The sequence below is a fragment of the Patescibacteria group bacterium genome, from assembly GCA_004297735.1.
Taxonomy (GTDB): domain Bacteria; phylum Patescibacteriota; class Saccharimonadia; order UBA4664; family SCTI01; genus SCTI01.
This window is the reverse complement of the sequence record SCTI01000002.1, coordinates 154,755-167,594: the sequence shown is the minus strand read 5'-3', so window position 1 is coordinate 167,594 and position 12,840 is coordinate 154,755. Positions and strand designations below refer to the sequence as shown.

Annotated in this window: 13 protein-coding genes and 1 other RNA gene; 10 read left to right on the top strand and 4 right to left on the bottom strand. The window is 52.7% G+C overall.

The window, feature by feature from the left end; translation table 11 throughout:
- Positions 1-112 precede the first annotated feature (112 nt).
- Positions 113-1,396, bottom strand: a complete 1,284-nt coding sequence (locus EPO04_02445) for a glycosyltransferase family 4 protein (protein TAK88947.1) — start codon at positions 1,394-1,396, stop codon at positions 113-115.
- A 56-nt stretch (positions 1,397-1,452) separates the two neighbouring features.
- On the opposite strand from EPO04_02445, the gene EPO04_02440 reads away from it, so the two are divergent.
- Together EPO04_02440 and EPO04_02435 are read left to right on the top strand one after the other, a co-directional pair.
- Complete coding sequence (locus tag EPO04_02440) at positions 1,453-2,157, top strand: glycosyltransferase (protein TAK88946.1); 705 nt, start codon at positions 1,453-1,455, stop codon at positions 2,155-2,157.
- Positions 2,158-2,178: 21 nt separating this feature from the next.
- The gene (locus EPO04_02435; protein ID TAK88945.1) at positions 2,179-3,483 is read left to right on the top strand and encodes an MFS transporter; all 1,305 of its coding nucleotides are present in this window, start codon (positions 2,179-2,181) and stop codon (positions 3,481-3,483) included.
- Positions 3,484-3,532: 49 nt separating this feature from the next.
- Here the strand turns inward: EPO04_02435 and EPO04_02430 are convergent, their stop codons facing one another.
- The gene (locus EPO04_02430; GenBank protein ID TAK88944.1) at positions 3,533-3,763 is read right to left on the bottom strand and encodes a hypothetical protein; all 231 of its coding nucleotides are present in this window, start codon (positions 3,761-3,763) and stop codon (positions 3,533-3,535) included.
- Between the two features lie 126 nt (positions 3,764-3,889).
- Here EPO04_02430 and ssrA point away from each other — a divergent pair.
- The 7 genes from ssrA to EPO04_02395 all read left to right on the top strand — a co-directional run bounded on the left by ssrA (position 3,890) and on the right by EPO04_02395 (position 8,021).
- Positions 3,890-4,267: a transfer-messenger RNA gene (gene ssrA, locus EPO04_02425) on the top strand.
- A gap of 30 nt (positions 4,268-4,297) precedes the next feature.
- Complete coding sequence (locus EPO04_02420; protein TAK88943.1) at positions 4,298-4,705, top strand: type II toxin-antitoxin system PemK/MazF family toxin; 408 nt, start codon at positions 4,298-4,300, stop codon at positions 4,703-4,705.
- A gap of 178 nt (positions 4,706-4,883) precedes the next feature.
- Complete coding sequence (locus EPO04_02415) at positions 4,884-5,471, top strand: hypothetical protein (GenBank protein ID TAK88942.1); 588 nt, start codon at positions 4,884-4,886, stop codon at positions 5,469-5,471.
- Positions 5,472-5,595: 124 nt separating this feature from the next.
- Entirely contained in the window at positions 5,596-6,774 is a 1,179-nt protein-coding gene (locus EPO04_02410; protein ID TAK88941.1) for an MFS transporter, read from the top strand.
- Positions 6,775-6,857: 83 nt separating this feature from the next.
- Positions 6,858-7,136: a hypothetical protein gene (locus tag EPO04_02405; GenBank protein ID TAK88940.1), complete on the top strand. Its 279-nt coding sequence runs from the start codon at positions 6,858-6,860 to the stop codon at positions 7,134-7,136.
- Positions 7,129-7,473 carry a hypothetical protein gene (locus EPO04_02400; protein ID TAK88939.1) on the top strand — a complete coding sequence of 115 codons (345 nt, stop codon included), beginning with the start codon at positions 7,129-7,131 and terminating at the stop codon, positions 7,471-7,473. The genes EPO04_02405 and EPO04_02400 overlap by 8 nt, the downstream gene beginning before the upstream one ends.
- A gap of 227 nt (positions 7,474-7,700) precedes the next feature.
- Positions 7,701-8,021 carry a hypothetical protein gene (locus tag EPO04_02395; protein ID TAK88938.1) on the top strand — a complete coding sequence of 107 codons (321 nt, stop codon included), beginning with the start codon at positions 7,701-7,703 and terminating at the stop codon, positions 8,019-8,021.
- Here the strand turns inward: EPO04_02395 and EPO04_02390 are convergent.
- Both EPO04_02390 and EPO04_02385 read right to left on the bottom strand, forming a co-directional pair.
- Positions 8,018-9,604: a type II/IV secretion system protein gene (locus EPO04_02390; GenBank protein ID TAK88937.1), complete on the bottom strand. Its 1,587-nt coding sequence runs from the start codon at positions 9,602-9,604 to the stop codon at positions 8,018-8,020. The two genes, EPO04_02395 and EPO04_02390, sit on opposite strands and share 4 nt — an antisense overlap.
- A gap of 42 nt (positions 9,605-9,646) precedes the next feature.
- Positions 9,647-11,356, bottom strand: a complete 1,710-nt coding sequence (locus EPO04_02385) for a hypothetical protein (protein TAK88936.1) — start codon at positions 11,354-11,356, stop codon at positions 9,647-9,649.
- A gap of 62 nt (positions 11,357-11,418) precedes the next feature.
- Here EPO04_02385 and EPO04_02380 point away from each other — a divergent pair, with 62 nt between their 5' ends.
- The gene (locus tag EPO04_02380; protein ID TAK88935.1) at positions 11,419-12,813 is read left to right on the top strand and encodes a LytR family transcriptional regulator; all 1,395 of its coding nucleotides are present in this window, start codon (positions 11,419-11,421) and stop codon (positions 12,811-12,813) included.
- The last annotated feature ends 27 nt before the right edge of the window (positions 12,814-12,840 follow it).

The following is a 12,840-nucleotide window of genomic DNA, read 5'->3' as shown; positions in this document are numbered from 1 at the left end:
CCCAGAGTTGCCAAAATGGCTGTTCAACGCCTAGCGCTCTGGGTGGAGATCTCCATCCGCCTCTAGTCACCTCGACTGGAGGTTTTTCTTTTTGGCAGTTGCAATTATAAGGTCAAGGCTTAACGGCTGGCGGCATCTCGGCAGCACGTCGATGGCTGGTGATGGTCTTTTGATATAGCTCTTCTAATAGTTTGGCCTGGTGGGAGGCGGAGTATTCGGCGGCGAATTGGCGACTGGCCGCACCATATCGCTGCTGCTTCTCCGAGTCTTTAAGAATGATTAACAGCTTTCGCGCCATATCACCGGCCGAATTTCGGGCAAACAGGCCATTCTGCTTGTCGTGGACCACCTCGGTTATCTCCTTGTCGATCATGACGATTGGCAAGCCGGCATTAGCGGCTTCGTGCAGCACCAAGCCTTGGGTATCGGTGCGTGACGGAAAGGCAAACACGTTGGCACTAGCGTAGGCCGCTCCCAGGCGATCATGCTCAATATGGCCGGTAAAGATAACGCCATCATCTAGATTGTGTTTGGTGGAATAGGCTTGAAGCGCCTTTTGGTGTTCATGTCGCCCCACAATCACCAGCTTTGCTTCTGGTAGCTGCTTGCGGACCTGCCCGTAGGCTTCGATTAACAGCTCAATGTTTTTTTCTTTACCCAGCCGCCCGACAAACAAGATAACCGGCTGATCCGGGTTGAGCCCCCACTTACTGCGGAACAGGCTGGTGGCGCGTGCGGTGGTGGGGATTGGGTCGACGCCACTCGGTAGAATTCGAATTGGGGCGGTGGTGCCCCAGCCTTCGAGCTGGGTGCGAATCTTACGCGACGGCGCTATCACGTAGTCGCAGCGGTTATGCAGCGCAGTAATGCCGCGCATAACAATCTTCTTATTCCATTTATCAATGTTGCGTTCTGGCTTAATGCTGCTTATGGCCTTGCGGAAGTCGCTCAGGCCTCCGCCGGTAATCATGGGCGACATTAGCGACAGGGCGATGGTGCCAGGTAGCACCTGGGGGTAGTGGCTAACATACTCGTACAGATCGGTGTGGTAGGTGCTAATGAGCGGGGTATGGCTACGGAGGGCGTAGTAGGCGCCCAGCAGGCCAATTTGGCTAGGGGTATGAAAGTGGACGATATCCAACTTTTTACGTTTAATCCGCAGTAAAGCTTCGGGCGGGAAGAACATGCTGGTCAGATAGTCATCATAAAACAGGCCCTTTACTGCCGGGAATCGCACAATGTTGGGCGACTTTTCTTTATAGCGAATGCTCGGTGACGGCGCGAACACGGTAACGGTGTGACCGCGCTTTTCTAGTTCAACCCTAAAAGCCTCGATCGAATAGCTGATGCCATCGAGGCTGGGAAGGTAGGAGTCGCTAAATAGGCCAATGTTCATAGAATTGCGGGGTATCTGTTGATATACTACCAGTATTGTAGCTCCGGAGACCCGTCTTGAAAACCGCCCCAACCGTATCGATTGTGGTTCCAACCTTAAACGAAGAGAAATATCTGCCTGATTTGGCGGCCTCGATTGATGCTCAAACGGCGCCGCCGCTAGAGGTTATCGCGGTCGACAAGAGCACCGACACCACGCCCCAACTGATTATGAGCTATGGCTACACCAAGGTGGCTCAGGGGCAGGGAGTGGCGACCGCGCGGGATCAGGGCTTTGAGGTAGCCAAGGGGGATATTATTGTCTCCACCGATGCCGATAGCGTCTTGCCTCCAACCTATATCGAAGCGGTGCAGCGGGTTTTTGCCGACCCAGCGGTGGCGGCAGTGTTCGGACCGGTTTACCTGAGCGATGGTCCTTGGATCGCTCGCTTAGCTTCGCGCAGCTTGTTTTCCCTGTTTTTACGCTTTTCGCTACTGATTCGACGCCCGAATTTAAATGGCATGAACTTTGCTTGTCGTGCTAGCGCTTACCGTAAGACCGGAGGATTTAATCGAAAGTTAATAACTGGCGAGGATGTTGAGCTGGGTTATCGCTTGCAGCGACAGGGGCGAATCGTTTATGACCCAGCGGTTAAGGTTTATACCTCGGCGCGGCGGGTAAAGGGGCAGGGTATTCTTGGGTTTACCTGGTATCACATCAAGAACTTTTTGCGCCTGGCCAGTGGCCGACCCGGGTCTACCAACTTCAAGCAGTTTCGCTAGTGCTAATTAAGCTATAATAGTTTGGTGGAGTATATACAGACCATTCGTCATCGCAACTTTACCAAGTTGTGGTTGGCCCAAATCCTGTCTCAGGTAGCGGCCAATCTACTTAACTTTGCTCTTATTATTTTGGTCTACAATCTGACCCAGCAAACCCGTTTTGCTAACCTGTCGGTGAGTCTGCTGGTGCTGTCGTTTGCGGTACCGGCGATTCTATCGGCTCCGGTCGCTGGGGCTTACGTTGACTACTGGGACCGCAAGAAGGTGCTGGTGGCAACCAACGCGCTGCGCACCGTTTTGGTGCTGCTTTACATCCCGGCCGCCAATAATCTGATCTGGATCCTCGTGTTAACCTTTGTGATTGCGGTGGTGGGGCAGTTCTTTATGCCAGCCGAAGCTGCTACCATACCTAGAACCGTGCCAAAGCAAAACCTGCTCGCCGCCAACTCACTTTTTGTGTTCAGCCTGTATGGCTCGTTTATGGTGGGTTACTCCGCTTCAGGTCCGGCTGTGGCTGCCTTTGGCGACCACGGAGCTTACTACGTTACCGCCATCATGTTCGGCTTGGCGACTTTGCTTACCGCCTGGCTCCCCAGGTATAAAGTTGATAAAAAAACAACAAAACTACCACGTCTCCACCTGTTCCGCCAGCTCAAGGAAAACTGGCAGATTATTCGCGCTCACCCCGACCGATCATTTGCCCTGTCGCAGATGGCAATTACGCAGGGGATTGTGTTTGTGTTGATTACCTTGGCGCCGGCGCTGTCGTTGGCACTGTTTAAGGTTCCGCTGCAGCAAGCCAGCCACTTTATCATCATTCCGGTTGGAGTTGGTATGTTGGTGGGTGTGATTTGCTTAGGTTTCTTGAATAAAGTAGCCGGCCGCCGCCAGATTATCGAAGCCAGCTTGTTCATGTCCGGACTGGTATTAACCCTGCTGGGCTTGAGCGGTCAGCTGTATCGCACCTACCACGGTGAGCCGTTGGTTGATTTGGTTAACATCGGGTTAATTGTGGGCGGAATCATGTTGGTGCTAGGGGCGATGAACTCAATCATTAATGCCACCGCTCAAACCTTACTGCAGGAAACCACCGATGATCATAACCGCGGCAAGGTGTTTAGCTCGCTGCAGATGCTAATTAACATTTCCAGTACCATACCGGTGTTTGTAACCGGAATTTTGGCCGACCTGATTTCGGTAACCAAGGTCATTACCATCATGGGGGTTATCTTGTTTGCCTACGCCATCGCCATGCTGATTAGTAGCTGGTTGGCGGCAATACGACTTAAGCGATCCAAGCCGCAAAACAAAACTGGAGCCGTTTAAGACTCCAGTTGGTTATAGCGACTCAGATTTAACAAGTTGGTTTGGCGCTCTAGGCCGTAAGCTCCTCATCTTCTGGGTCTTGATCGGCTGCCATTGCCTCAGCCAGATTCTCCTCGGTTGGAGCGTTATCGCCCAGGCGCTCACCAAAGCTTTGCCCGCCTGGTGGTGCGTCACCGGCTGGCTCCGGTATTTCGCTCCACGTCCGATTTTTTTGGTCTTGTCCCGGGATCTCGTCCTGCTCCGGTGTGCGGTCGATTTTAGGTTGGTCTTGCTCTGCCATACAATGTCCTCCCTTAATGCTTTTAATGCTACTGGCTGAACTAGGGCTTAGCATTGAGCGTACCCACGAATCATCCACTAATGAACCCTCCTAAATACTGTGAGATTTTGGTATAATAGGGGGCCTGGGGCTGATCAGCTTCGACGAAAGAACCTTCACACACTACTTGGCACGTCGCAGGCATGCGTTAAATCCATCAACAACAAGTCTCAACAGCCTTGTTTCGCGAGTAAAGAGCGCTTTTAGCGTTCCGACCCTCGCACCAGCTTACGCCTAACCACGTAACGCCATCGGTACTCGACGCCAGATAGGGATTCTACCGGTGTCAACTTTTCTGGCCGCTCGTTTAGTGGTGCCTAACGCTAAACGCTAAGATACTTGGCTGCCGTGATGGTTGTTTGGTCCGTTTTAAGACCATCACCCAAGCTTTTAAAGCGGTCTAAACGTGTAGAGGAGTAGTGTTTGAGCTTTCGGACCGGGGTGCGATTCCCCGCAGCTCCACCAGGACTTATAGAGTTTATGAAACGTTAATGTTTGTTTGCTATGCTCACGAGCATGAAAGATTACCGGCATTGGCACATAAAAAAGCATCAGTTACAACAAAAAACTCAACAACTCTATTTTTACGAGCGAGAGGTGTGGTGGGTGGCCATAGGTCTCAATGTTGGGGATGAAGAAGACGGTAAGGGGCGGAATTTTGCGCGCCCAGTATTAGTGCTGAGAAAGTTTAATAAATCTTTATTCTACGGAGTTCCACTTTCTACAAAATTAAAAGAGGGCAAATACTACTCAGGAATTACTTTGGCGGGGGAGGAAGTAAGTGCGCTTATGTCGCAGATGCGAAGCTATGACTCAAGCCGGTTATTAAGTAAGCTTGGATCTGTTTCTGTAAATGACATAAGTAGAGTACGCTCGGGTTTATCTAAAATAATTGGCCTGTAAAATATTTTACCCCTGCCGGAGCAGGGGTGAGGTCGAAACCCATTTGTACTGTTTAGGTTAGCAAGAATAGCCTTATTTTTCAATCACAAAGTTCGACTCGATCAAGCAGGTGTGATACAACTAACCTGAACCAGGGCGGAGGTTGGCCCTTACATCTTCGAACGAAAGTGAGCTCACGGTGATTGCTCAAGAGCGTATCGACCAGTCTCGAACCGAGCTGACTGCATGGCTGCGCCAGCCAAGGCTGGAAATGATTCTGCAGAAGGACGCGCCCGCTTTCGATCCACAGCCTCACGTTGGGGTCAATGTTCAGCGGGGGACCTGGCTGGTGTTGAACTTTCATCCGCACTATCGGTACCACCAGCCTCCAAGCGATCTGGCCGACCGTGAACAGGTTGACCGCTATCTGGCCTATATCGAGAGCCTTGAGGGCGCTCTTGTCGGTCGCTTTCTGACCCAGTTCCAGTCGCTAGCGATGCAGAGGCTTCAGGCTTGGGATGAGCCATCAGTACTGGGGGCCGACTGGGGGAATGTTCTCGACCGACTGCAGCAGGTTCTGAACGTTCAGGTCTGCCCGGGTGTTCAGCAGTACAACGACTACTTCTTTAATAACGGAGAAGTTGCGATGGTGCTACCTGATATCTGGCTGCGCCAAGAGTTTGCCACAGGACTGGCGGTAAAGCTGCTGAGCTCTCTGCAGGGAGATCTAGTCAAGATCAACCGGTACCCGGTCGTCTTTTGCGGCTATGGGGTGCGGTTTATCTAGCGGAGAGGAAGAGAGGGGCGGCCTGGTGGATTCATGCCACCGGGCCGCAGCATGGACTTATAAAAGCGAAATGACCCCGTGAGCTACTGTCAATGTGGCCTTCTAATCTGTTACCATAAGAGTAATGCATTCAATCGTCGATCAGCACATCCGGCACCATCACCAACTGCGGCCGGTAAGGGAGATTTATTGGTCAGTTGGAATCAACGGGCTAGGCCTCAGCTTGGTTAGTATCTTCGTGCCGATCTATCTGTACAATCTGGGTTACAGCATCCGAACAATCTTGTTACTCTTTGTGGTTGATTTTGTAATTCGCATTATGTTGCAGCCAATAGCTGGGCGCTACATTGCGCGATATGGCCCCAAGCATGGCTTTGTGATTGCTGTGGTGGCCACAATTGTGACGCTGGTTTTACTAACCATGCTGGCTGGTAACGCCCAGGTATTTTGGTTGATTCCAGCAGCTGACGCGGTTCTAAACGTGTTCCACTTTTTAGCCTTTATGACCTACTTTGCTCGGTCATATGAGGAGAAAAAGGTTAGCTCCCAGGTTAGTATCATATCTCAACTTATTGTAACCGTTACAACACTAGGGCCTCTTATTGGCGGCATTATTGCTAGTCTGTTTGGTTTGCAAGTGTCGCTGCTGCTGGCAATTGTTCTGGTATCGGCGAGCTTAATTCCACTGTCATTTAGCAGTGAGCCATTTACGCGCCAGCGCTTTTCGATGCTCGACCTACCCTGGAAGCAGATGGCACGCGATGCGGTAGGCAGCTTTGGTCGGGCGATCGATGCTCGGGTGGCTAAGATTGTTTGGCCGTTTGCCATATTTTTGTTTGTCGGTGGCTACGCCAAGGTTGGTTTTATTACTACGGTATCTTTTTTGGCAATTGTGATCGCCAATCAGGTTGCATCAAAGCTGTCGCAGCGACACCCGCGGGCTACAATCTGGAGTGGCTCGGTCGGCACCTCGGTAATGCACTTGGGCAGAATTGGGGCAGCCGATTCAATTAGTGCCACCGCGATTAACCTGGTTGATGGGGTTGTTAATACCTTTAACATGATTCCATTTCAGGCAACGCTGTACCGCCACGCCCGCTCAAACAACACGGTGAGCTTTGTGGCGGCGTTTAACGCGATGAACGATCTGGGCTCGTTGTTTTTGTTTAGCACGCTTTTTGCAGCTACTTTTATACTGCCTACTCAGGCAGTGCTCATATTGGCGTTTGTACTGGGTGCGATCGGGATTTTGATTAGCCCAGCGATTATGACCAGTCATTACCAAAAAGCTCAACCTAGGTAGATTTATAATAACTATTATGTTATAACTAATGCGACCTTGATGGGTCGTTTCTGTTTACAAGCGTTTCACGAGGAGTGAGTGAGATGTTCATTGTAGCTACAGGTTTTGAGAGTTACAGCGACGAAAGCTCAATTGCCAGCAATGGCGACAGCATCGGCGCACAGCCCGATCCGCTGGCCCAGCCTCCGGGTGACGACTGGCTGCATCAGCTGTGGTACAACGTGGCCGATGTGCTGCACTGGGTCTACACCCAGATCGCGACTCACGAGGCGGCCTTCATGATGACGGCCGTGGCAGTGACCGTGGTCTTTCTCGGTTTGTTCAGCGTCATCCCGTTTCGGCGGAATCAGCATCATGCCTAGGGAGGAAAGCTACGACTTCGATCTGACCAGCCTGCTTAACCAGTGGGGTGAGTCGATCCTGGTGTATATGGTGGTTTTAACCATCGCCGGCCTGGTCTTCCTGACCGTCATGGGGTCTTTTTACGTCTTCTCACTTCTTTTGGGTCGCAAGCTCTGCCTGGACTGCGGCACCAGAATGAGGCCTGACGCACATGGCTTTGACTTGCACAGCTGCCCCAGGTGCCATGGCACCTGGGTTCCAGGCAACGATGGTGGTGACGACTCCGATCCGCGCGATCAAGCGCCCTCACCCCAAGGCGGGCCAGAATCCAGGCGAAAGCCGCTCACACGCGTATAGACGAAACGGCGGCTCGAGGTAAATACTCCTCGGGCCGCGCAACGGACTTATTTATTGGCGTAGTTATATTGGCTCAGAATTTATTAATCTTAAGTTGCTAGCATAAGTAGGCTGATCCTTTTAGTGCAAGATTAACTCTAATTTAGGGGGTAAAAAAATTTACTACCTAAATTAGAGTGTTTTGCTCAGCCAAGATATAACGCAGGATCGGGAAGGGTAAGGGGAAAATGACTCGATTAAATCACTATCAAAACCGGCGCAAGCAGTTTAGTCCGATGACGCCAAACACCTTAATGACGTTGGCACTTTCAAATAAACATGTAATTAACTCCTATAGTCTAATAGGATTAATCGAGGACTACTCTGGCGGATCAATCCACCTAGTCGGCTCTCACACCTGGTACATCATAAATCGTCTTAAGCAGCAGGATTATATTAAGTCAGAGGGAAGATATTTCACCATCACCGAATCTGGCAGGCACCGACTTAATCAGGAGATTAAAATCTTACGGTACATCTATAACTCAGCCAGATACTTGGCTAGCTAAGCCTCGCTTAACCGCACAATCTCCTCAACCGTGGTTTCGCCGGCTAGGGCCTTGGTTACACCATCCTCTAGTAGGGTGGCCATGCCGCTCCGTACCGCTACCGCTTCAATATCCTGCGCTGTAGTGGTTTTAGGTTGCATCATCAGCTTTTCAATTTCGGGGGTGATCGACATCATCTCAACAACCGCGACTCGGCCCTTATAGCCGATACCGTGACACTCGGGGCAGCCCTTGCCGTGCTTGAGCTTGAGGGTCTTAGGCAGTTTTGGACGACGTTCAGGGCTAATTTGTTCAACCGATTTGGTTAAGAAGTCTAGCTGTTCTTTAGTCGCTGTAGCTTCTACAACACAGTGAGGACAGATACGGCGCGCCAATCTCTGGGCAATAATCATTCGAATAGCACTAGCAAACAGCGGATTCTGGCCAATCATGTCGAGCATACGGCTGATTGCCGCCGACGCGTTGGTGGCATGGAAGGTCGACAGTACCAAGTGACCGGTTAAGGCCGCTTGTAGGGCGGTTTTAGCGGTGTCGATGTCACGGATTTCACCGATCATTACTACATTGGGATCCTCACGCATTACGGCGCGTAGTTTTCCGGCAAACGACTCCTTGTCGTCGGTGTTCACCTGAATCTGGCTGATTCCAGGCAGGTCGTACTCAACCGGATCCTCAAGCGTGATTATCTTAACCTCAGGGTTATTGAGGTGATTGATGATGGCGTAAAGGGTGGAGGTCTTACCTGATCCGGTCGGTCCAACCGTTAATACCATGCCGCTGGGATGTTCGGTGACCGCATACAGTTTGCGCAGCTGCTCATCACTAAAGCCCAGATGCTCGAGCGTTAGATCGCGGGTTTGGTCGTTAAAGATGCGCACCACAATTTCCTCGCCATGGAAGGTGGGAACCGTTTCAATTCGCATGTTGACGTCGGAGTAGAGGGCCTGGTTATCCATTAAGCGCAGACTGATTCGACCGCTTTGAGGCTCATCCGAGCCCCAGGTTATCTCGGCTCGAGTCTGTAAGTCGCTCAAAAAAATCTCATAGGCTTTGGTGTCGACGTCGGTAATCGGATGGAGAATGCCATCCAACCGGAATCGAATTCGGGTTTGGTTAGCTTGCGGCTCAATGTGAATATCGGATGCATCCAGCCAGTAGGCCATCTGGGCAATCAGCGAAAATGCTTGCTTGGGCGCGGCGGCGGCCAGGCGCTTGCCAAAGGCCTTAAAGTCGCCATTGCGCTCCTTTTCGAACAGCAGGTAGTAGGTGTGGTTGAGAATGTAGTTGTAGCCGCTGTGCGAGATGGTTTTAAAGGTCATCTGGACGTGAGGCAGTTTGTTTTGCAGCTCTGGGAGGCGGCTGCGGTCGGTCTGGTCGGTAATACCCAGTTCTAGACTGTGGTCGTTGTAGTGATGGAGAGGTGCCACGCGATACTGCTGCAGCGTGGCCAGATCCAGCTGACCACCCAGATCAATAACCGCGGTTAAGTCGGTGGTTTCTTGGTAGGGAATACCACTTTTGGCGGCAAAGGCGGCGGCTAACTGTTCGTCTTGGGCGCGCGATGCGCCGGTACTCTCACTCATGCTCCTAGATTAACATAAGTGGGATGGTAGAGGGAGAGTGGTTTAAGGTGATATAACCAGGGTCGCCCCAGGATAGCCGCTGGCGGTTCCGTCGGCCCAGGCCGGCTCCATGGTCCAGGTCCCAGCGGTAAGGCTAAAGTCGGCCGGCTGCCACTGGATGGCGGTGTCGCCCCAGAAGTTGAGGTTAGCTGCCGGGGATAGCACCACCTGCCCGAGTGGGCCGGTAAAGCGCAGGCGGCAGTTGCCAACTGTGCCGCGACATAAGGTTACGACATCCTGGTTGCTTGATAGCGAAATTGGGGTTGAGCTGTCCTTGTTGCCGCCCAGGCCTCCCACGCTGACCGGCTGCGCCAACTGCTGCAGGCTGCGGTAGACGTTCAGGCGGCCGTAGCCGTAGCGGGTAGAGGTTAAGACTCCGTTCATGGCCGCGACCTTGTCGCTGCCATTCTGGAGGGCCGTGAGGATGCTGCTAAGCGATATCCCGGGCTGCCTGCCCATAATCAGCCCAACCGTACCGGTCACTAGCGGAGAGGAGAAAGAGGTTCCCTGACCGCCACAGCTATAGCCACTGGTTTGGTTGCTGGCTGACCAGGCCACCGAGCACAGGCCACTCCCGCCAGGGGCGACCAGATCAAGATTGGCACCCCAGCTCGAAAAACTGGCCAAGGTATCGCTCGAGGTGGTGGCGCCAACCGCAATCACTTCGGGGAAGTTCGCGGGGTAACTCAAGCACTCTTGGCAGCCATCGTTGCCAGCGGCCGCTACCACTGCCACACCCAGGCTTTGAGCGTAATCAATCTGACTGCGCAGGTAGCTGTCGCTGTAGGCACTGCCCAGGCTGAGGTTGATGACGTCGGCCCCCTGATCGGCAGCGTAAGTAATTGCCTCGGCTACCGTGCTGGTGTATCCGTTGCCATTGTCGTCAAGCGCCTGGAGCGGCAAAATCTGGGCGCTACGATCAACGCCTGCCACGCCCCGACCGTTGTTGCTGGCCGCGGCGGCCAATGCGGCCACAAAACTACCATGGCTAACTCCGGCGCCAACCGAGTTGGTCGAGCCGGCCTGCGGGTCGTTATCGCCCGCTACAAAGTCCCAGCCGCGCCAGTCATCGGTGTAGCCGTTGCCGTCGTCATCAACGTTGTTGCAGCGCTTATCCAAGCTTAAGCCGCGGCTGGTGCAGTTTGGCGCTGGCCCTTGACTGGCGGTGGTGCCCATTTCCGCGCTGTTGAGCTTCCACTTGGCCGATAAGTCCTCATGATTAAGGGCGAAACCGGTATCGATAATTGCAATGGTGACCGAACTTGAGCCGGTCCAGCGATCCCAGGCCGAGGTGGCCTGAATGGTGTTAAGGTGCCATTGGTTGCTCAGTAGAGTGTCGTTGGTGGTTCCAAGCATTGAGTAGGGATACTCGGTGTAGCCCTTATTGCCGGGTTGGGGCGCCGGTTGTTTAGCGGCTAGCGGCAGGTTAGACGCCGGTTGAGGCGCAGCTGCCTTTAGCGCCGAGGCGCTTGCATTAGTGCTTGAGGTCAGGGCGCCGTTCGTCTTTGGCGTTGCGCCTGAGTTGTCGCTAGGGTGAGTGACCGTTCCAGCTTGAGAGGCGATCGGAGCGGTTGGACCGGTGGGGTTAGTAGGGCTTAAAGCCAAACCAAACACCACCGCCATCACCAAAGGCAGGCCACTCCAGATAATAGGTGATAATTTTTGAGGATGTATGGGTTTAATTTTTGGTTTAAGCGTCATTACTGTCGCCACTTTACCTCCTTATCATACCATAAGCATTTTGCTATGGCAGAGGCGGCCCGCTCAGTGCTACAATGTGGGGCATTGGAAAGCTCTCAGTGAACGACGATATCATTATTTACCAGGATGAATTAGAAAGTTCGCCGCGCCCCAAGCCACCGCGCCGTTACGTTAAATGGCTCAAGCGATTGGCAATAGTGGCGGTGGTAATTGGTGCTGCAGTAGCGGCCTATTTGGTATTCAACCTATCAAAGGTTTCGGTTAATCCATTTGGTTTTGGCAAGCTAAAGGGGGAGAGCGATGGCCGCGTCAACATCATGATGCTTGGTGTTGGCGATCCTGGTCATGCCGGCGAAAAGCTTAGCGATACCAACATTATTCTCAGTGTAGATACCCGCAACCACACCGTTGCCATGATTGGCATTCCGCGCGATTTACGTGTCGACATACCTGATTATGGTGAAAGTAAAATTAACAACGCTTACGCTCAAGGCGGGCTAAAGGTAGCCAAGCAGACCTACGAAGACAGCTTTGGCGTACCAATTCACTATTACGTTAAAGCCAACTTTACCGGTCTCAAAGACGTAGTTGATGCGGTTGGTGGCGTTGAGGTCGATAACAAGCAGAATCTCTACGATCCCGAATACCCCTGCGATAAAAACCAGTATCGCAGCTGTGGCTTCCGTTTGGCCGCCGGACGCCAGAAGCTTGATGGCAACACCGCACTTAAGTATGTTCGATGCCGCAAGGGTACCTGCGGTAACGACTTTGGTCGGGCCGAGCGCCAGCAGCAAGTGATGCAGGCCATTCGCGACAAGGCTACCTCGGCTGGGACCCTGGCTAACCCGGTAGCTTTAGGCAAGCTGGTCGGTGCTGCAGGTAAGAATATTGAAACCGACCTCAGCATAAATAACTTAATGCGACTGCGTGAGTTGACCGATGGGTTGGACCAGTCGCGCATCACAAATGTGGTGTTCAATCTCGACCCAGACGGCTTCTTAATCTCATCCAATAACTCTAGCGACCTAGTCCCGGCTAGCGGCGACTTTGACGACATCCAGTTGTTCGTAAAAAGCATCTTCACCATGGGCCCGATCTGGGCTGAACACAGTCGGGTGGTGATAGAAAATGGCACCACCACTACCGGCTTGGCTGGCAAGCTACAGGATCAGCTTAAAACCAAGGGATATCCACTGGGCCTCGAAACAATCACTAACGCTCTTAAGCGGGACTACACCACCACGCAGATCATTGACTACAGCGGCGGCAAGAAGCCAAAGACCGTTGACTACCTCAAGCATCAGCTCAAGGTCGAGCCAACCACGCCCGAGGCGCTAGGACTACCCGCCAGCGCGATTAAGCCGGGTGATGTGGTGGTGATTCTAGGCTCCGACTACGCCGCGACCGTCTCGGGTAGCAGCAGTACTGGCTCCAGTAGTACCGGTAGCGGCTCCTCGTCGACGCGATAGCTCTCGGCACTACCAGATAGACCACAG